The 20,364-nt window shown below is 63.8% G+C and carries 18 protein-coding genes; 9 read left to right on the forward strand and 9 right to left on the reverse strand.

Features of this window, described 5'->3' with window-relative positions; translation table 11 throughout:
- Position 1 precedes the first annotated feature (1 nt).
- Both C7T36_RS03455 and C7T36_RS03460 read right to left on the reverse strand, forming a co-directional pair.
- Positions 2–1,555 carry a DNA polymerase Y family protein gene (locus tag C7T36_RS03455; RefSeq protein WP_045070750.1) on the reverse strand — a complete coding sequence of 518 codons (1,554 nt, stop codon included), beginning with the start codon at positions 1,553–1,555 and terminating at the stop codon, positions 2–4.
- Entirely contained in the window at positions 1,552–2,277 is a 726-nt protein-coding gene (locus C7T36_RS03460) for a hypothetical protein (RefSeq protein ID WP_239654816.1), read from the reverse strand. Before C7T36_RS03460 ends, C7T36_RS03455 begins: the two co-directional genes overlap by 4 nt.
- Positions 2,278–2,574: 297 nt before the next feature.
- Here C7T36_RS03460 and C7T36_RS03465 point away from each other — a divergent pair, with 297 nt between their 5' ends.
- A complete protein-coding gene (locus tag C7T36_RS03465) occupies positions 2,575–3,774 on the forward strand; it encodes a serine/threonine-protein kinase (RefSeq protein WP_045071208.1) in 1,200 nt (399 codons plus the stop codon).
- A gap of 7 nt (positions 3,775–3,781) precedes the next feature.
- On the opposite strand, the gene C7T36_RS03470 is transcribed toward C7T36_RS03465, so the two are convergent.
- Positions 3,782–5,185 carry an FAD-binding oxidoreductase gene (locus tag C7T36_RS03470; protein ID WP_045070752.1) on the reverse strand — a complete coding sequence of 468 codons (1,404 nt, stop codon included), beginning with the start codon at positions 5,183–5,185 and terminating at the stop codon, positions 3,782–3,784.
- Positions 5,182–6,033, reverse strand: a complete 852-nt coding sequence (locus C7T36_RS03475) for a class I SAM-dependent methyltransferase (RefSeq protein WP_045070754.1) — start codon at positions 6,031–6,033, stop codon at positions 5,182–5,184. The genes C7T36_RS03470 and C7T36_RS03475 overlap by 4 nt, the downstream gene beginning before the upstream one ends.
- A 126-nt stretch (positions 6,034–6,159) precedes the next feature.
- Between C7T36_RS03475 and C7T36_RS03480 the strand changes: the two genes are divergently transcribed.
- From C7T36_RS03480 to C7T36_RS03505, 6 genes are all read left to right on the forward strand, one after another.
- Positions 6,160–6,837 (forward strand): helix-turn-helix domain-containing protein, encoded by a 678-nt coding sequence (locus C7T36_RS03480; RefSeq protein ID WP_045070756.1) that lies wholly within the window; start codon positions 6,160–6,162, stop codon positions 6,835–6,837.
- Between the two features lie 111 nt (positions 6,838–6,948).
- The gene (locus C7T36_RS03485; RefSeq protein ID WP_045070758.1) at positions 6,949–7,563 is read left to right on the forward strand and encodes a M15 family metallopeptidase; all 615 of its coding nucleotides are present in this window, start codon (positions 6,949–6,951) and stop codon (positions 7,561–7,563) included.
- A 2-nt stretch (positions 7,564–7,565) separates the two neighbouring features.
- Positions 7,566–8,207: a phosphatase PAP2 family protein gene (locus tag C7T36_RS03490; protein WP_033231315.1), complete on the forward strand. Its 642-nt coding sequence runs from the start codon at positions 7,566–7,568 to the stop codon at positions 8,205–8,207.
- 53 nt (positions 8,208–8,260) lie between these two features.
- Positions 8,261–8,959 (forward strand): response regulator transcription factor, encoded by a 699-nt coding sequence (locus C7T36_RS03495; protein WP_045070762.1) that lies wholly within the window; start codon positions 8,261–8,263, stop codon positions 8,957–8,959.
- A complete protein-coding gene (locus tag C7T36_RS03500) occupies positions 8,956–10,362 on the forward strand; it encodes a cell wall metabolism sensor histidine kinase WalK (protein WP_045070765.1) in 1,407 nt (468 codons plus the stop codon). The genes C7T36_RS03495 and C7T36_RS03500 overlap by 4 nt, the downstream gene beginning before the upstream one ends.
- An 86-nt stretch (positions 10,363–10,448) precedes the next feature.
- Complete coding sequence (locus C7T36_RS03505) at positions 10,449–11,654, forward strand: MFS transporter (RefSeq protein WP_033231318.1); 1,206 nt, start codon at positions 10,449–10,451, stop codon at positions 11,652–11,654.
- Positions 11,655–11,662: 8 nt separating this feature from the next.
- On the opposite strand, the gene C7T36_RS03510 is transcribed toward C7T36_RS03505, so the two are convergent.
- From C7T36_RS03510 to C7T36_RS03520, 3 genes are read right to left on the reverse strand one after another with little or no spacing between them, the layout of a single operon-like run.
- Positions 11,663–13,117: an MFS transporter gene (locus C7T36_RS03510; protein ID WP_045071210.1), complete on the reverse strand. Its 1,455-nt coding sequence runs from the start codon at positions 13,115–13,117 to the stop codon at positions 11,663–11,665.
- A gap of 40 nt (positions 13,118–13,157) precedes the next feature.
- Positions 13,158–13,817 (reverse strand): response regulator transcription factor, encoded by a 660-nt coding sequence (locus tag C7T36_RS03515; RefSeq protein ID WP_033231319.1) that lies wholly within the window; start codon positions 13,815–13,817, stop codon positions 13,158–13,160.
- Entirely contained in the window at positions 13,814–15,145 is a 1,332-nt protein-coding gene (locus C7T36_RS03520; protein WP_045070767.1) for an ATP-binding protein, read from the reverse strand. Before C7T36_RS03520 ends, C7T36_RS03515 begins: the two co-directional genes overlap by 4 nt.
- Before the next feature lie 93 nt (positions 15,146–15,238).
- Here C7T36_RS03520 and C7T36_RS03525 point away from each other — a divergent pair, with 93 nt between their 5' ends.
- Positions 15,239–16,567 (forward strand): PspC domain-containing protein, encoded by a 1,329-nt coding sequence (locus C7T36_RS03525; protein ID WP_045070769.1) that lies wholly within the window; start codon positions 15,239–15,241, stop codon positions 16,565–16,567.
- Positions 16,567–16,803, forward strand: a complete 237-nt coding sequence (locus tag C7T36_RS03530) for a hypothetical protein (protein WP_045070771.1) — start codon at positions 16,567–16,569, stop codon at positions 16,801–16,803. The genes C7T36_RS03525 and C7T36_RS03530 overlap by 1 nt, the downstream gene beginning before the upstream one ends.
- Before the next feature lie 70 nt (positions 16,804–16,873).
- Here C7T36_RS03530 and guaA read toward each other — a convergent pair whose 3' ends face one another.
- Positions 16,874–18,445 (reverse strand): glutamine-hydrolyzing GMP synthase, encoded by a 1,572-nt coding sequence (gene guaA, locus C7T36_RS03535; RefSeq protein WP_033231323.1) that lies wholly within the window; start codon positions 18,443–18,445, stop codon positions 16,874–16,876.
- A 103-nt stretch (positions 18,446–18,548) separates the two neighbouring features.
- A complete protein-coding gene (locus C7T36_RS03540) occupies positions 18,549–20,291 on the reverse strand; it encodes a GMC oxidoreductase (RefSeq protein ID WP_033231324.1) in 1,743 nt (580 codons plus the stop codon).
- Between the last annotated feature and the right edge of the window lie 73 nt (positions 20,292–20,364).

A 20,364-nucleotide genomic window follows, 5' to 3' on the forward strand; every position in this document is an offset into this window, starting at 1 on the left:
TTCACTCGTACACACCTTCCACCGACCACTCGCCACCCTCACAGATCATCAACAACGCGCGTGATTGTTCCAACAGCACCTGCGCCCGCGCCGCCGTTCGCACCGCGGCCGAATCCCACCATCGCTCGTCGACCGGCCACGGACCTGCCCATCCTTGCACCGCCCATTCCTTACTCCCCCACTTCAGCCTCGCCGGATGCGCGCTGAACACTCCGCGTTCCGTGACGTACACAGCTTTGCCCGACGCGTCTGTCAGCCACACCCGCGGATTGTCGACGTACACCGATCCCGGTGACGGTTGAGGTAGCAGCCCCGGCCACGGAGCCCCCGGATCATGCGCTGCTACCCGCTCATCACCCAAGGGCACCAATGTAATTCGCTCCGACGGCCCCCTCCCGCCACTGAGGACACCCACCTGGACCGACTCGCCGCCCAAGAGCCCCTGCACTCGCACCAACGCTCGCTTGGCCCGTTCGTCCTCATCACCCACTCCGCCCCAGAGGCCCAATTGCAAGGCGCCGGCATTGACCACCTCCACCGGTTCGAGGCGCAGCACGGTAATTCCTGCGGTTGGCTTGTCCTCACTGCGGCCGGTAAGCCACCCGTCGAGTTGCCACCGCACTCGATCAGCCGTTCCTTCCGGCGTCAGCGGCTCGGCGCAGCGCCACGTACGAGAGAGGTTCTCGCCGTTTCCGGTGCTTGCCGATATCAGCAATCGCGTGCAGGCGACGCCGGCGCCGGACAACGTGCCATGCAGCAAAATCGCCAGGGCGCGCCCGGCGAAGGCCGCGGCGTCCACACGTTCGATAGGCGGATCGTAATGCTGCTCCACGTCGAGATCCGGTGGCAACGCCCTGGCCGACGGTGGTCGTTCCGGTTCACCGCGCGCCGCCCGGTGCGCCAACACCGCATCGGTACCGAACCGCGACGCCACGTCGACGGCCGGCAAGTCCGCAAAGGCGCCGATGGTTCTGATCCCGAGCCGGCGCAGCAGATCCACCAGCTCACCGCGATGCGGTGCGGACAAACTCGGCTCGGCCGCCAACTCCGACATCGGCAGCGGAGCAAGAAACCGAGCGCCCTCGCCGAGCGGTACCAGCGCGGCTCGTCGTGCAGCTATCACCGCGGTCGACAACTGATCGGCCACCCCGATCTGGCATTCGACTCCCACGGCAGCAACCTGATCCACCAACCGTTCTGCCGCGGCCTCCTCGCTGCCGAAATAGCGACTGGCACCGCGTGAACTCAACACCAGCAGGCCAGGACGAAGCACCTCCACACCGGGCGCAGCCGCATCGACAGCCGCTGCAACCGGCTCGAACAATCGGGCATCCCGCTCCGGATCTGCCGCCGCCACATACAGTTCCGGGCACCGCGCCTGCGACTCGCGTCGGCGCAGCCCACGGCGCACTCCTTCCGATCTGGCCGTCGCACTGCACGCGATCACCCTGTTGCCTGACGTCACCGCAACCGGGTGAGTAGCCGGAAGGTCGGCTACAGCGGCAGCCGCCACTGCCGGCCAGTCCGGACACCAGAGCGCCAGAACCCTGCTCACAGTGCCACCACCTGAGCTGCGGCCACCACTTGCGCTGCGCCCACCTCGAGTGCAGGCTTCCATTCCACCCGTCCCGCTGCGCTGCAGATATCCAGACGGGTGGTGCGCGGCTGGAACGAGCGCCCGCGGGCACGCACGGCAAGGCTGAGCGATTCGAGCCGTCCCCGCCCCAGCGCGCGTCCGCACCCGAAACCGCCGTAACCGTTGACCTGCGCCTCCAGCCGCACCTCCACACCATCCCAATGACCATCCGTCACAACAAGAGTGGAACCTTTACTGCGGGCGCGGGCCACCACTGCCCGAGCCCGCGACGGGGGCACGGACGCACCCGCCAATCCCAGAATCACCAGATCCATACCGTCGAGCAGCACTGCGGCAACTTCGACCGGATCGGACCCCGGATCCGGGACAAACGCAAGACGCTCCAACTGCGCACCCATCTCGTACGCGGCCAACACTCCCAACTGCGGCTTGCCGACAACGGCAACATGTCCACCAGACGCGGTCACCGAGGCCACCAACCCCACCAGCAACGACGCGGCCCCGGATACGGACACCACGGTTCCCCGCACCAACCCGCCCTGCGGCAGCAACTCTGCGATACCGGCCGGCACGGGCAGGATTCCCGCCTTGTCCGCCCGATCCCCGGTCACTCCTACTGCAGCCTCGACGGGAATCGACGACACAACCTGCCCGTCACCGCGAGCCGGGATGGAGGCCATCCGGCTGCGGAGTTCCGCCAACCGCTCCTGGCGGGACACGCCCGCCGCCTCGGCAACGCTCTCTACCACCGTCACTTCGTCATCCCCGTCCTGCGATACTTCCGGCAATCTTTTTCAAGCCGGCAAACCACGGGGAAGTCGGGGTCTGACACGCATCGAACAGACAACACAATCGAACATAGTTTCGATTCGTTTCCAGTAAAGCCTGCCCCTGAGGACCCGTCAAGCAGCGACAAAAGTCCGAAGTTCACACAAACCTCGAGGGTCACACCCGTATCAATCCTCTAACCTGGAGTGGTGACATCTCGAGAGCAGACAGGGAGGGGCATCGGCCCTGAATACCTGCTGGCAGGGCGGTACCGACTCCGATCCAAAATCGGCGGCGGCGGCATGGGCGCCGTCTGGCTGGCCCGCGATACCCTCCTCAGCCGTGATGTCGCGGTGAAACAGGTCACAACCACCGCCGGACTCGACAACGAGAGCGCCGAGGAGATCCGCGCTCGAACACTTCGTGAAGGCCGCAACGCCGCCAAACTCTCGCACCCACACTCCATCGGCATGTACGACGTCGCTCTCGAAGCCGGCGAACCGTGGCTGGTCATGGAGTACTTCCCGTCCCGCAGCCTCGCGCAGGCCATGAACCTCGCCGACACTCTGCCGCCCCTCGAAGTTGCTCAGATCGGCGCTCAGATCGCCGCAGCACTCGCAGAGTCGCACGCTGCCGGAATTGTGCATCGAGACATCAAACCAGGCAACATTCTTATTGCCGATCGCGGCGACTCCCTGGGCATCGTCAAGATCAGCGACTTCGGAATCGCGCGCGCCAAGGGCGACGGATCGGACCGTCAAGACGAAGTCATCACCGGCACTCCCGCATACTTCGCCCCCGAAGTGGCCCGCGGCGACGATCCCACCGAAGCGAGCGACGTCTTCTCCCTCGGCTCGACCCTCTTCACGGTGATCGAAGGCCAACCACCCTTCGGAATCGACTCCGACGCAATTGCATTGCTGCACCGAGTCGCCAAAGCCGAGATCTACCGTCCCACCAAATCCGGACCGCTCACGGACGTGCTGCTCCAACTTCTCGAACCGGACCCGACGCGTCGGCCCACCATGGCCAAGGCCCGCGACGCACTCGCCGCGGTAGCAACCGGGGGCGGTTCCGTCGATCAGTTGATCGACATCCCCGTGTTCTCGTCCGACGGAGCGGTTCCGGCGTGGGCGCACCGCACCACCCAACTCCCCGACCCGCACCGACGCAATCGCCTGGTGGGCCCCACGGTCACCGGATTGCCTGCAGTGCAACAGAATACGCCACTCGGCTCTGTCCCCAGCCCGCTCGACCTGTTCTCGTGGCCCCCTCGGATACCCACCGGCCCCGCCGACGCGAGCACCCGGGACAAAGTGGTCGCCTGGGCGCCACTGGCCATGACCGCGATGGTGGCGATCATCATCGCGGCCATACTGATCGTGCTTGTACTGGTGTTCACGGTTTAAATATTTGCTACTTCAGCGCCGACGCAGCCGGCCTGATGTTGGCGTTGAGATGAAACATGTTGTGCGGATCGTACTGTGCCTTGATCCTGGACAGGCGTGCATACTTGCCGGATCCGTACGAACTGCGAACCCGCTCTTCGTCGACGTCGGTCATGAAATTGACGTAGCCACCGGGATTGGTCGACAAGGGACGCAACGCTTCCCAGATATTGCGCACCCACGTTCGATCCAGATCCAGAGTCCCGGCATCCGTTGCCGTGGCCGTCATGTTGCACACGTAGTGCGGGGCACGGGAACCACCGAACGCCGTATCGTCGTCGCTGACGGCGGTGAACGCACCCTGCAGCGGAAAGATCGGGATGAACGACATCGGTGAAGACTTCTTCACCGCATGTTCGGTCAGAACACCGATCACGTCATCGGAGAGATCCCCTAGGTCCAGAGCTTTCTCGTACGCGTACGCACCCCACGGTTCGGCATCGTCGAGCATCGACTGCAACCCCGTGTACGGGAGCGGCGTGACGAACTCGAACAGCGGCGGCAGCCCTTCCCTGATGGGCGCAATCACCTGCGCATGCTCCTCGGCGGAACCGAAACCTGCCACCAGCAAGGCATATCCGGGATGAAAGTGGAACTGCTCCGGTACAAACGCCGCGGGCGGCGCGGACAGGCTCGAAGCAATCAACGCACCCGTGTTGCGGGGCAGAGCCGGCACCACGTCGCGGCACAGACGCAGCGCATCCGGTCCGTCGTCCATCCCCCAGAAGAAGAACCCGAGATGCACTTCCGGCCCGATCGCGCTCAGCCGGTACTCGAACTCGGTCACCACACCGAAATTACCTCCCCCGCCTCGCAACGCCCAGAACAAATCGGGGTGGTTCTCTTCCGACGCGCGCACGACCTCACCGTCGGCAAGCACAACCTCCGCCGACGCCAGATTGTCGATCGACAATCCGAGCGTTCGCGTCAGCCACCCCATACCGCCGCCGAGTGTCAGACCGCCCACTCCGGTATCGCTGATCACCCCACCTGTCACAGCCAGGCCGTGTTCCTGCGTCGCGGCGTCCAGGTTCGCCAACGTCGCCCCGCCGCCTACTCGCGCCCTACGCGCCGACGGATCAACAGTGACGTTGTTCAGTGCACTGAGATCGATCATCAGACCGCCCTCACACACCGAGGCCCCACGATACGAATGTCCACCACCTCTGACGGACACCTCCAAGTCATGTTCTCTGGCATAACCCAGTGCCGCAGCCACATCCGACGGCGAAAGGCACCTGGCGATCCCAGCCGGGTGGTGATCGATCGAGCCGTTCCAGATGGCCCGCGCGTCGTCGTAACCCGAATCTTCCGGGCCGAAAACCGGGCCGGTGACGGACGATCTCAACGGCGCAATATCAATGCTTGTCATGACGTACTCCTGACACCGGTGACGAGTAGATACTCCCAGTCCATGCCCGGAGAATCCCCTCCGGCGCTGGAATCTCCTCCTTCGCTGTACTTGCGAGCCAAGTCGACGAGATCCCGGTCGAGGGCCTCCACCTTGGCGTCGTCGCCCGCAATATTGCGGTAGACGGCGATGGTCGGTCCGTAATTCTCCTTGAAGAAGTCGCGGAAGTCTTCCGGATCGCGGAACCTGCTCACCTGCAGCACTTCTCGACGCGCAGTCAGGTCGCGAACTCGGTCACCGAAAAGCTCACGAACATGACTCTCCTCACCCCACAACGGCGGTGGCTGCGAACCAGGAGGGGGTGCAGGTGCGTACGGTTTCATGGCTTTGAACATCTCGCCGATGAAACCTGTTGGTGTCCAACTCAGTACAGCGATCCTGCCGCCTTCCTTGCACACTCGAACAAGCTCGTCCGCTGCCCGCTGATGATGCGGCGCAAACATCACACCGACGCACGAGAGCACCACGTCGAACTCACCGTCTTCAAACGGTAGATCCTCGGCATCAGCCTCCCGCCACTCGAGTTCGACATCCGCGTCGGATGCCATCTTCCTTCCCGCATCGAATAATTCGGGAGTCAAGTCCGTTGCCACCACCTGCGCGCCGAGTGCCGCCGCAGGAATAGCCACATTGCCGGAACCAGCCGCGATGTCGAGAACCCGATCACCGGCGCGCACGCCGCCTGCCGCCGCCACAACCGGCCCGAGTTCCGGGATGACCTCCGTTGCCACCGCAGGATAATTGCCCAACCCCCACATCACCCGGTGCTTGGATTTGAGGGCTCGATCCAACTCCGCTGCTTCAGTCATTATCGTTCTCCTCCATCAATTTTCGCAGTACCGATTTCCACTCTGACCTCGACGTTACGACCATCGAGTGTCACCGATCCAGTACTGGATCTGTACCAGCCCCACGCATCGGCCTACGATTGACAAGTGGGGTCGTCGTACCGCCAGTTCTGCCCCGTCGCCAAGGCGATGGAGCTACTCGACGAGCGCTGGACGCTCCTGGTCCTGCGCGAACTCATGATGGGAAGTACCCATTTCAACGACCTGCGACGCGGCCTTCCCCGCATGTCGCCGACGTTGCTGTCCAAACGTCTGCACCAACTCACTGCCGCCGGAATCACCTACCGAGACAACACCGACGGTGTCGTCACTTACCGCCTCACCGACGCCGGACGCGAACTCCGCCCCGTCGTCGAGGCCCTGGGGATCTGGGGCACCCGCTGGATCGGCGAACTCGGCGACCAGGATCTCGATCCCAAACTCCTGCTGTGGGACATGCATCGACGGGTGGATCACTCCGCTGTGCCCGACGGAAAAACAGTGGTGCACTTCGTCTTTTCCGAAATCGATCGGCAGTCACGAAACTGGTGGCTGGTCATCAACTCCGACGAGGTCGACGTCTGTGACCTCGACCCGGGTTTCGAGGTCACCGTGTCCGTATCGGCCGGGCTCAGGCCGTTGACCGAGATCTGGCGCGGCGACCTGACGTGGTCCGACGCCATTCGATCAGGTGAGGTCACCATTTCCGGGCCGGAAGCCCTGCGTCGCAGTTTGCCTTCGTGGTTCGAACTGTCCACCTTTGCATCCGTTCCCCGACCCGCTTAGCGCACGCCCCACCAGGCTCGTTCCGTCCTGTTACAGAGCTGTTGCAGACCGTGACACCGTCGACGAACAGTGACGACCTCCTGGTGACACTGACCGAGCAGTCTCTGCACTATGCCCAGCCACCGCGGAATCGCCGGCCCCGTCGCACACCGAGCAGTCGCACACCGAGCAGTCGCACTCGGAGCAGTCACACTCGGGGCGCTCATGCTCAGCGCGTGTTCGTACACCGAGGCGGCCACACCCAAGAGCGATCACTACCTTGCCACTCAACCTGATTCAGGACCCTCAGGCGGCGAGATCGAGGACGGCCTCAGCGCGGCGGACACCCATATGCCCGCGCTGGCCCGCCTCGATTCCGCACTTCTCGCGGCGCTGCAGATGGCCGCAGCGGATGCGCGGGCATCCGGGGTGGACATGCATGTCACGTCGGGTTGGCGATCAGCCGCATACCAACAGCGACTGTTCGACGAAGCCGTAGCCAAGTACGGCAGCGTGGACGAAGCGTCCAAGTGGGTGCACTCCCCGAGTCTGTCCAAGCATGTCAGCGGACAGGCAGTAGACATCGGACCGACGGATGCCGACGACTGGCTTATCCAGCACGGCAGCGATTACGGCCTCTGCCAGACCTATGCAAACGAGATGTGGCATTTCGAACTGGCGACCACTCCTGGTGGGGAATGCCCGCCCCAACGCAACAACCCTTCGGATGAAAGAGCGGAAGGCTGACCATGACACGAGTCAAACCAGCGAGACTGTTTGCCGCACTGGCACTCTTGATCCTCGGAGTAATCGAATTCGAATTGGCGGTCAACACTGCCGGTGGCCAGATCGTCGATCAACAACTCATGGTGGGCGCGGCCACGTCTGAAGTCCTCGGCGTGTTCTCCACTGAGTTCATCGGCCTGCTCACCCCGATCCTGATAGTGGGAGGAGTGCTCGTGGTACTCATGATCACGTTGCGCAACAACCCGATTGCGCTGGCACTGCGCGTCGCCGTCGTGACCCTCGGCCCCATCACGACGGCCTGGGTTCTCAAACAGTCGCTGGATCGACCAGACCTGAACGGTCTTGTCATGCATAATTCCTTCCCCAGCGGGACTCTCACCGCCATCACTGCTCTGGTCTGCGCGACAGTGCTCGTCACACCGGCCAGGTGGCGGGGCGTCGTCGCCGTCAACGGCGCGCTGATCACCATCGGGACCGCGATCTCGGTAGTCGTGTTGCAATGGCACCGGCCGAGTGACGTGCTGGGTGCACTACTCCTCGTCGGTTGCTACACCCTCGCCGTGTCGGCATTTCCGTTGAACACCACCGCCGCACGGCACGCGGTACTGGCAAACTCCGGCAACGAACGGCTCTCGAAAGTGTGACACCTGTACCGTGGGCTGACCGAGATTGCTCCGACCCCGGAAGGCCCCTAATCATGGTGAATATCCTTTTCATCGAAGACGATCCAGCCGTGGCCGAGGCAATCACGTTGGGACTGAACCGACTCGGGCACAACGTCAGCCATCGCCCCGACGGCAACAGTGATTTCGACGACGTACTCACCACCACCGACCTCGTCCTGCTCGACCTCGGACTCCCGGGTGCCGACGGTTACGAGATCTGTCGACGCATCCGCACGCGTAGTTCGATCCCGATCATCATTCTCACCGCTCGATCCGACGACATCGACACCGTTGCCGGCCTCGAGGCCGGCGCCGACGACTACGTCGTCAAACCGGCCAGTCCGCGTGTCCTCGACGCTCGCATCAAAGCCGTCGTGCGTCGGTCGGCGCCCGCAACGACGCGAACAGATGCAGTACCGGCGGCAGAGACATTCGGCGACTTGGAACTGGATCGATCGTCATTGCAGGTCCGCAAGGGCGGAACGCTGCTGACCCTGACCCCGACCGAGCTCCGGCTGATCCTGGCACTGACCGAGAATCCCGGACAGGTTCTCAGTCGTCGACAGTTGTTGTCCGCAGCCTGGGACCAGGAGTACCTGGGCGATTCCCGAATCGTCGACGCAGCGGTGCAGCGACTGCGTGGAAAGATCGAGGACGACCCGGCCGTACCGACAGTCATCGAAACCGTGCGCGGCTTCGGATATCGCTTCAACACCGGCTCAGGTCGATGAGACCGGCCTGGCTGCGCGTCGACGGTCTGCGGACCCGGCTCGTGCTGGTGTTCATCGCAATCGTCCTGATCATCGCCGGAGGAACAGCCGGCGCGGTATCGCTCATGGCGCGGTCGTGGATCTATTCCAATGCTCAGGACGTGGCATCGGCACAATTTCGCGACGAGCTACAGTCCCTCGACGGCATGCCGGTGGACGGGTTGACACCCGCCAACCTCTCACAGGTCTTCCCATCCGATCTGACCCTGATCACAGACGGTGAAGTAGTTCGCCAAGGATCCGTCGATCCCGCGACGATCCCGCCGAGCTTCGACAGCGGTTTGGACAGTTCGAAACTGATCCGCTTCGAGAGACTCGACTCCGAGCGCATCCTGCTGGGGATGTCCGTCAACGTCACGGACACGACCGCGGAGGACGGCTACGACAACCAGACACTTGTGAAAGCTGTCACCGTCCGGCCACTGGTGGGGGTACAGGACAAGTTCGACGACCTGCTCCGAGTCGTCGGTCTCACCCTCGCTGCCGGCGTGCTGGTCAGCGGTCTGCTCGGCTTCTGGATCGCGTCGACGCTGGTACGTCCGCTCAAGCGTCTCGACGCGGCCGCCGCCCGTGCCGCCGACGGCGATCTCAGCGTCCGCCTTCCGGAAAACGGAGTAGCCGAACTTGCCCAGGTGACAACAACATTCAACAACATGGTCGCACGCAACGAAGCGGTGATCAAAGGTCTCGAAGAATCCGAAGAGCAGGCAAGACGGTTTGTCGCCGACGTCTCTCACGAGCTGCGAACGCCACTGGCCGCACTGGTGCCGGTCAGTGAAATACTTCGCGAAGAGATCCCCAACCTTCCGCCCGACGCCGGTGCCGCCGCACGCATCGTGAGCAGTGAGATCGGCAAACTCACTCGACTCGTCGAGGATCTGATCGAAATGTCTCGCCACGACTCACAACAGGCACGCCTCGTCCTCGACGACGTCGATCTCGTCGAACTGACCGAGCGCACGCTGGAGAGCCGCGGCTGGACCGAAACCGTCGAGCTCGACGCGCCCGAAAGCATCAGCAGCAGAGTGGATTCGCGTCGGATCGACATAGTCGTCGCCAACCTCGTCGGCAACGCACTGCGGCACGGTTCACCCCCGGTACGCGTCGAACTCAGCGCCGAACCCGGCTACGCCGTCATCGCCGTCGTCGACCACGGACCCGGCATTTTGCCCCAGGACCGGCAGGCAATCTTTCGCCGGTTCTACAAGGTAGACACCGCACGCGGACGCAGTGAGGGCAGCGGATTGGGACTTTCCCTCGCAGTCGAGAACATCCACTTGCACGGCGGCACCATCAGCGTCGACCAAGTGGACGGAGACACGGTCTTCACCGTTCGCCTCCCCACTGCCGGCCACGAGGCGTGACCACATTTTGGGATTCTAGTTTCAGCATGTGAAACAGCCGGAGTACCGTCAGAGCCCTCAGCTAAAGAAGAATTGGGAGGCTCACCATGACTGAGGCGTCACGGTTGGAAAAATCGGTAGTCACACCGCGGGCATGGACGATGCTTGCCCTCGGTGTTGCCGCCCAAGCCGCCGGAACCGTCTTCGTCAGCACTCCCGCCTTCCTGATCCCCCTCCTGCATTCCGAGCACGGACTCTCCCTGGCGCAGGCCGGAACTCTGGCTGCAGCGCCCACTTTCGGTATGGTCCTCACGCTCGTGGCCTGGGGAGCGTTGGCCGACAGATTCGGAGAGAAGTGGGTCATCTCGATCGGACTTGCCTTGACCGCCGTTGCGGCCCTGGCTGCCACCACCACCGACAATTACGCGTTGCTCGGTATCGCGTTCCTGTTCGGCGGCATGTCGGCCGCCAGCACCAATGCCGCCAGCGGACGCGTGGTTGTCGGCTGGTTTCCGAAGGACCGCCGCGGATTGGCGATGGGCATCCGGCAGATGTCCCAACCCTTGGGCGTCACCATCGCGTCGGTCACCGTTCCGACGCTGGCTGCGCACTCGGGAATCGGTTCGGCGGTTGCTCTGTCCGTGGTTCTGAACGGCGCACTCGCAGTGGTCTGCGCACTTGTCCTGGTCAATCCCCCGCGGCCCGCCACCACCGCACAGGCACCGGTCGCGGCCGCCAACCCCTACCGTTCGAACTCCTTCCTGTGGCGCATCCACCTGGCGTCAGCTCTCCTGGTGTTTCCGCAGTTCACACTGTCGACATTCGGACTGGTCTGGCTGATCAACGAACAACACTGGGAAGCCGCCCCGGCCGGCCTGCTCATCGGAGCGTCACAGTTCGTCGGGGCGCTGGGACGCATCGTCGTCGGGATGTGGAGTGACCGCGCCGGTAGCCGGGTCGGCCCGCTTCGCCTGGTGTCGATGTCTGCCGCCGTTGTCATGCTGGCCATGGCTGCCGCCGACGCCGCCCCGTGGGGAATCCCGGCGTTGGTGCTGCTGATCGCTACCACTGTCAGTGTCGCGGACAACGGCTTGGCGTTCACGTCCGTCGCCGAAGCGGCCGGGCCTACCTGGCAGGGAAAAGCGTTGGGCGCTCAGAACACCGGACAATTCATTGCCGCGTCCGCCGTGGGGCCGGTGGTCGGCGCACTCATCGGTGTGGTCGGGTATCCCATCGCGTTTGCGATAGTCGCCGCCTTCCCCGCCGCGGCAATCCCGTTGGTACCGAGCCACGATCGAGATATCAGCGTCTAGTCAAGCGCCTAATCCTGGGTCCGACTCGGTTGTACCGCAGGCCCCGTCAGATCACAATGTGGTTTGCAGGCAACCGAATCCGTTTCCGGCATCGGCGGCGCCGCCGGAGCGCGGATCAGTACCGCCGCGATAGCCGCACCGAGCAACAGCAGTCCCACACAGATGTACATCGCGATCGTGAATCCGTCGGAGAACAGCGCCGGATCCGCCAGAGCTTCGGTGTTGATCCCCGCGATTCCCGGCAACGCGGCAACAGCCAGGAGCTGACTGGTTCGGGCAACGGCGTTGTTCACACCCGACGCAATTCCCGACTGCTCCACCGGAACCGAACCCAGCACAGCCGCGGTCAGCGGCGCAACCATCACCGACAAACCCAGTCCGAACACGAGAACTCCGGGTAGCACGTCGGTGAGGTACGACGCGTCGACCCCGATCCTCGTCATCAACACCAGTCCCACTGCTGCCACTGCCGGCCCGGCGGTCATCGGCAACCGGGGTCCGTGAATCTGCGCGTACCTACCGGCGCGCGAGGAAAAGAGCAGTAGCGCCACCGTGATCGGCACCGTAGCGACCCCCGCTGCCACCGGCGAATAGCCCGCGACCAGCTGCAACTGCAGCACCAGCAGGAAGAACACACCGCCCAGCGCCCCGTATACCGCGAGGGTCACCAGATTGGCGGCGACAAACATTCTCGACCGGAACAGCGACGGCGGCACCACCGCACTCGGCGACCGTCGCTCCACAACGACAAACAGGCACAACACAAGGGCGCCAACCACCCCGGCGACCAGGTTCATCTCGATCAACCCGTAGGTCAACGCACCGAGACCGACTACCGCACAGGCAGATCCGAGTACATCCAGACGTTCCGGAGGATGTGGGTCACGACTCTCCGGAACGTGCCGCACACTCGCCCACACGACAAGAGCAGCCAACGGCAAGTTCAGGAAGAACACCGACCGCCACCCGGCGACCTCCACGAGCCAGCCACCGAACAGCGGACCTATCGCTCCCGCAACTCCCCCGAGTCCAGACCACAAACCGATGGCGGCGCCCCGATCCTCCTCACGCAACGACGCCGAGATGATGGCCAAGCTTCCCGGCGTCAGCAGTGCCGCACCCACGCCTTGCAGGATTCGTGCCACCACCAAAAACGTGATGTCGGGAGCAATGCCGCACAGCAGCGACGCCACCGCGAACCACACCGTGCCCCACACGAACACCCGGCGCCTACCCCACCGGTCCCCCAGTGCGCCGCCGAGCAGAATCAACGACGCCAGAGCCAACGTGTACCCGCTGAGCGTCCACTGCAGGCCCGCCACCCCGGAACCCAACTCCTCGCCGATGTGCGGCAGCGCGATGTTGACCACCGTGCCGTCGAGAAGAGCCATGCTCGAACCGAGAACCGTGGCGGCAACAACCCAACGCCCACGTCTCGACGCCAGCGCCAGTGGTTCCGTCATGTGGTCCATGGTGCGCGTTCGTGGACGCTCGCGGAAGAGTTCAGTCGATCTGGCGGCGATGAGCCCAGCGTGTCAGCGCATTGCGATTGGACTGCTGGGTCTTTCGCAGGACGTTGGACGCATGCGTCTCGACGGTTTTCACGGAGATCACCAGCTCCTCCGCAATCTCGCGGTAGGTGTACCCCCGCGCGAGCAACCGCAGGACCTCGAGTTCACGGGGAGTCAGTGAATCGAGTTCCGGATCGAGTTGTGGTTCCGGTGCCGCGGATCGACCGGTGAAGGAGTCGAGCACAAAACCCGCCAGCCTTGGCCCGAAGACGGCGTCGCCGCCTGCGACCCGGCGGACACCGTCGGCCAGTTCGGCACCCGAAATCGTCTTGGTGACGTAGCCCCGAGCACCCGCCCGGATTACCGCGATTACGTCCTCAGCCGCATCGGAAACGCTGAGTGCCAAGCACACCGGACCGGAATCTATCCCGCGCAGCACAGCCACCCCGCCGCCGTCCGGCATGTGTACGTCGAGCAGGACCACGTGGGGTTTCGTGGAGTTGATCCCGGCGATCGCCTCGGCCACCCCACCGGCCTCACCGACAATCTCCATGTCGTCTTCACGGGACAATTCGGCCCGAACCCCGGAGCGGAACACCCCGTGATCGTCGACAAGGAATACGCGATACGGGGGTGTGGGCAAAACTGTCACTGGGGCGCTTCCTCCGGGTTGTCGACAAGGTCGGCGGGCTCGTCCCACTGTAAGTCAGAGTCGGTGCTCGTCTTGCCCCCGAGCGGCATGTGTACCCGGATTTCCGTCCCCTTGCCGATCGTGGAGCGAACCACGACGCGGCCACCACGACGCTCGATCCGGCCGCGAATCGACTTGGCCAGACCTTGACGGTCCTCTGGTACCGCGTCGACGTCGAATCCGACACCGCGATCTCGAACGAAGATGCTCACCTGATCACCTTCCACCTCGGCAAACAGGTTGATTTCCTTCTCGCCGGAGTGCTTCGCGGCGTTGACCAGAGCCTCACGCGTAGCGCCGAGAAGTGCGGTGAACGCTTCCTTCGGCAGACCGTCCTCGCCGTCCAACTGCACGTCACCCACCGTCACCGGACGCACCGTCACACCGTGCTGATCCTCCACCTCACCCGCGATGATCTTGAGCCCTTCGGTCAGGCTCGTGTGGTCGATCTCGCCGCCACTGAACAACCACTTCCGAAGCTCGCGCTCCTGCCCACGGGCAAGCCGCGCCACTTCCACCGGATTGTCGGACTGCTTCTGAATCAACGCCAACGTCTGCAACACCGAATCATGCAGGTGCGACGCGATCTCTTCACGCTCGTCGTTGCGAATTCGAGCGGCCCGCTCAGCCCCGAGCGCCCGCCACATCCGCAACCACAACGGCACCGTCAGCAAACCGGCGCCGATCAACGTCACGACGACGGCCAACAACGACGACCGCAACGCGTCGATGTCGACTTGCGCCAACACCACGACCGCCAGACCCAGCACGATCATCGATGCGCCGCCGACCACGCGCGTCCACGTCAGGACGGTCGGCCGCGCCGGCAACCCGATGACGGTACGAGGGCCTTCGGAATCGAACTCCCGCCACACCAGTGCCGCACCGACCGCAACAACAAAAAACGGCGCCAGTACAGAACCCGCCGTGCCGCTGAACAACCACGACAACGCCGCCGCGCCGCCCAGACCGAGAACGGCCAGACCGTAAGCACGCTGTCGCTCTGCCGCGCTCGGCTTCTCGGTGTCGGTACCCGCCGACACGAAAACCCAGAGAATTCCGTACGCGACGATGCCCGCACCGGCCATCGCAGCCAGAATCGCAAACGCGACACGGACCTTCAGCGCGTCGATACCCAGGTGATCCGCGATACCGCCGGCAACACCACCCACAATTCGACCGCCGGAGCGCCGCTCCAACTTTCGTATCGGCAGCGGCGCACTCACGAGCGCGGGATCAGACACAGATTGCACATAGTCGATACTGGCACGAACCCTGCTCGAGCACATCAGGGTCCAACCCTGAAGTCAGGCCAGGAGCGCGCCAAAGATCAGGGTTCACCCCTGATGCGGCAACACCCTCGAACACACCACGATGGAGCCATGAGTAATCCGACCTTCCAGGAACAGATCAACGATCTGTGGCGGACCCGCCCCGTGCGTCTACCGGACCAGGGTCACGTTGCCGGCGTATGCGCAGGAATCGGATACCGATACGGTGTCGACCCGATCCTCGTGCGCGTTGCCTTTGTCATCTCCACCATCTTCGGCGGCTCGGGAATCTTGCTGTACGTCGTGGCCTGGCTGACTTTCCCGCGCGCCGACATCGGCCAAACCGCAGCGGCGCCGGGTCGTCGCCACCGCTCGGACAAGCACACCAAAACCATCGTCCTGGTGGTAGCCCTTGCTATCGCCGCGACTACGATCGGTCCGCTCGGCGCCGGCCAGGGCGGTTCCGGACTGATCGGCGTCATGCTGATGCTCGGCGGCCTGTGGCTGCTCTACCAACGCCAACCTGTCCCACCGGTGCTGCCACCTTCGTCCACTCAGCACATCGGCGCCGGAACGGTCTATCCCGGAACAGGATTCACCCCGGGACCATTCACCCCGGGATACTTCGCCCCGAACCAGCCGCCGACGTACACGCCGTACACCAAGCTTCCCGACAGCTACGTTCCCACGGATCCGGCCGCAGCAACTTCGTCATCGGAATCGGCACCAGCAGTTGATCTTTCGAAGAGCGAGCCCGCCATCACGCCGCCCGCGTGGGACCCGCTCGGCGTTGCTCCCTTCGCCTGGGATCTACCCGACCCCGTGACCAAGAACCCTCCCCTGCTACCGCTTCCGCCTCGCCGTCGACGCTCCCGCTGGACCCTGACCGTCCTGGGCCTGGCGATCATCGCCGCCACCGCAGTCGGTGCCGCAGGCGCAGCAACCGGCAACGACTGGTTCACCCCCGGCCGTGTCGGGGCAGTCGGACTTGCCGTGATCGCACTCGGATTGATCTTCGGGGCGTTCTTCCGCAAGGGATACGGGCTGCTGATCGTCACCGGACCGCTCGTCGGCTTCGTGATCCTCGCGTCGCTGGTTTACCCGCTCGAGTTCGACGCGTCAGGTGAGCAGAAGTGGACACCGGCCAGCGTGTCCGAGATTCAGTCCTCGTACTCCGGCGGCTTCGGCAGCTTCACACTGGATCTGAGCGAGGTCACCTTCACCGAGGACAAGACCATCGACGTCTCGGCGGCATTCGGCGAGTTCAAGGTATTGCTGCCGCCGACGGTCAAGGCACAGAACGATTGCACAGTCGTGATGGGTGACGGATCCCGTTGCCTCGACGGTGGAGTCCACGCCGGCGCAGCGGCCGGACCTGATGCCCCCACCGTGACGATCAACGCCAAAGCCACATTCGGAGCCTTGGAGGTACACCAGTAATGAGCGACTACGACGACATCGGCAACAGCACCGAAGAACACGAGGAAACCTCGAAATCCAAGCGTCCGTCCGCACTTCTGCTCATCGCGGGAATCGCGGCATTCCTGGTCAGCGGATGGGCACTACTCGGACCCTTCTCCCTTGCCCCGGCAGCAGACATTCAATTCCGGTGGCTGTTCGTGGGAGCAGCAGTCATCGCCGGCCTACTGCTGGTGATTCTGCCGAACCGCAAATAGCTCGAACCACAAATAACACTGTGCGCCTTCATCAACCGCGGTCGGTTGACGAAGGCGCACAGCAATCAGCTCACTCCCACTCGATCGTTCCCGGCGGCTTGCTCGTCACGTCGAGAACAACGCGGTTGACGTCCGGAACCTCATTGGTGATGCGCGTGGAAATGCGCTCGAGGGTCTCGTACGGCAAGCGCGTCCAGTCTGCGGTCATCGCGTCTTCACTCGAGACCGGACGCAAGACGATCGGGTGGCCGTAGGTCCGGCCGTCGCCCTGCACGCCCACGCTGCGCACGTCGGCGAGGAGGACAACCGGGCACTGCCAGATCGTTCCGTCGAGGCCTGCGGACGTGAGTTCTTCACGCGCAATGGAATCCGCCTGGCGGAGGATTTCGAGGCGGTCACGGGTGACCTCGCCGATGATGCGGATACCAAGGCCCGGTCCGGGGAACGGCTGGCGTCCGACGATCTCTTCCGGCAAGCCGAGTTCGCGGCCGACTGCGCGGACCTCGTCCTTGAACAACAGGCGCAGCGGTTCGACCAGCTTGAACTGCAGATCTTCCGGCAGGCCGCCGACGTTGTGGTGGCTCTTGATGTTTGCGGTGCCGGTGCCGCCACCGGACTCCACGACGTCCGGGTACAGGGTGCCCTGAACGAGGAAATCGACGGTTGCGCCCTGAGAAGCGTTCTCGCCCAGGACATCGCTGACAGCGCCTTCGAAGCTGCGGATGAATTCGCGGCCGATGATCTTGCGCTTGGTTTCGGGATCGGTGACGCCGGCCAGTTCACCGATGAAGGTGTCGGCGGCGTCCACCGTGATCAGGCGAGCGCCCGTCGCGGCAACAAAGTCCTTCTCCACCTGGGTGCGCTCACCGGCACGCATCAGACCGTGATCGACGAACACACAGGTCAACCGGTCGCCGATAGCGCGCTGAACCAATGCAGCCGCAACAGCGGAGTCGACTCCACCGGACAGACCACAGATGGCGTGTCCGTCGCCGACCTGCTCACGCACCTGCTCGATGAGCGCGTCGGCGATGTTGGACGCCGTCCACGCTGCCGGAATACCGGCGATCTCGTGCAGGAAGCGGCTCAAAACCTGCTGTCCGTGCGGGGAATGCAGAACCTCGGGGTGGTACTGAACGCCGGCGAGCTTGCGGGCGCGATCCTCGAACGCTGCGACGGGAGCGCCGTCACTGGTCGCGGTGACCTCGAATCCCGAAGGCGCTTCGGTGACGGCGTCGCCGTGGCTCATCCACACCGGCTGCGTCGCGGGAAGTCCGTCGTGGAGCAGGCCACCGGACACCGAGATGTCGGTGCGACCGTATTCACGGGTGCCGGTCTCGGCCACGGTGCCGCCGAGAGCTCCGGCCATCGCCTGGAATCCGTAGCAGATGCCGAACACCGGAATGTCGTGGTCGAACAGTGCCGGATCGAGCTTCGGAGCGCCGTCGGCATACACGCTGGACGGCCCGCCGGAGAGCACAACAGCCAAGGGTTTCTTGGCCACGATCTCCTCGACGGTCATGGTGTGCGGAATCACCTCCGAGTAGACCTTGGCCTCACGGACTCGACGTGCGATCAGCTGCGCGTACTGCGCACCGAAGTCGACGACAAGAACTGGTCTCTGCTGCTCGATATCTGCCACACGTGCAGTCTAATCGCCCCAGCTAGCGAACCTGCGCACCCCCGGACTCTGCGCAGCATACGGAGTCCGGGGGCGACGAAGATCACCTCGCTACGCCACAGTGTTATGCCACTCCGGGCGCTGCAGTCTTCTTGCCGCCCGTGATCTTCACAATCGGAAGAACCAGTGCCGCCGGTGCCGACGCCGGAACCACCGGCGACTTGGGAGCGATCGGCGTCAACCGCTCGTAACCACTGCCCTGAGCGGGACGAAGGTCTGCCTCCCCCTTGTTCGGCCACAGCGACGCCGCGCGCTCAGCCTGCGCCGCAATGGTCAACGACGGGTTCACACCGAGGTTCGCGGACACCGCGGCACCGTCGACGACACTGAGCGTCGGGTAGCCGAAGACGCGGTGATACGGATCGATCACGCCGCGGTCGGCATCCTCGGCGATAGCGCAACCGCCGAGGAAGTGCGCCGTCAGCGGAACGTTGAAGATCTCACCCCACGTGCCACCGGCAACGCCGTCGATCTTCTCGGCAACCCGACGCGTCGCATCGTTGCCCTCGGGGATCCACGTCGGATTCGGCTGACCGTGGCCCTGCTTGCTGGTGACCTTGCGACGGCCGAACAGGCCTTTCTTCGTGTACGTGGTGATGGAGTTGTCGAGGTTCTGCATGACCAGGGCGATGATGGTTCGCTCGCTCCAGTCCTTGACCGTGAGCATGCGCAGCATCTGATACGGATTCTTCGCGACCACACCGAGGAACTTGACCCACCGTGGCTTGTCTCCACCGCCGTCGGTCATCAAAGTCTGCAGCAGGCCCATCGCATTGGAACCCTTGCCGTAGCGAACCGGCTCGATATGCGTGTCCTCGCTGGGGTGGAACGACGACGTGATCGCAACTCCGTGCGTGAGATCGAGATTGGGATCGACCTTGTATTTGCCTGCGCCGACAATGGATTCGGAGTTGGTGCGCGTGAGTTCGCCCAGTGTGCCGGACAGCTTTGGTAGCGCTCCGGTGTCCTTCATGTCGAACAACAGGTGCTGCGTTCCCCAGGTTCCGGCCGCGAGAATCACATGAGCGGCGGTGTACGTCCGACGGTTCTTGCGCGCGTATGCACCAGTGCGCTCGGTGAACACATCCCACGTGCCGTCATGGTGCTCGCGAAGTCCCGAGACGGTGGTCATGGGAATGATGTCGGCGCCCGCGGTCTCGGCCAAGCCGAGGTAGTTCTTGAGGAGCGTGTTCTTGGCGCCATGGCGGCAGCCGGTCATGCACTCGCCACACTCGATGCACCCGGTGCGCTCGGGACCGACACCACCGAAGTACGGGTCGGCGGCTTTCTTGCCCGGCTCACCGAAGTACACCCCGACCGGCGTCTGAATGAAGGTGTCGCCGACACCCATGTCGTCCGCAACGGATTTCATGATCTCGTCGGCCGGCGTCATGTGCGGGTTCCGCACAACACCGAGCATCTTCTGCGCCTGCTCGTAGTACGGCGTGAGTTCGCTGCGCCAATCGGTGATGTGCGCCCACTGCTTGTCCTGGAAGAACGGCTCCGGCGGCTGGTAGAGCGTGTTCGCGTAGTTCAGCGAACCACCGCCCACTCCCGCGCCGGCCAGAATCAAGCAGTCGCGCAGCAGGTGAACCCGCTGAATACCGAAGCAACCCAGCTTGGGCGCCCACAAGAACTTCTTCAGATCCCAGCTCGTCTTCGCGAACTCTGCATCGGCGTACCGTCGGCCCGCTTCGATGACACCTACCTTGTAGCCCTTCTCCACAAGACGAAGCGCGCTCACGCTTCCGCCGAATCCGGATCCGACAATCAGGACGTCGTAATCCGTCGCGCGTTGCTTGCCCATCAGGACACCTCCACCGTGAAAACGTAGTTACCCGTCAGTATGCACCCGAATGCTGTGACTGCCACCACAAGGG

The organism is Rhodococcus sp. AD45-ID (assembly GCF_003023755.1).
GTDB classification, from domain to species: domain Bacteria; phylum Actinomycetota; class Actinomycetes; order Mycobacteriales; family Mycobacteriaceae; genus Rhodococcus_F; species Rhodococcus_F globerula.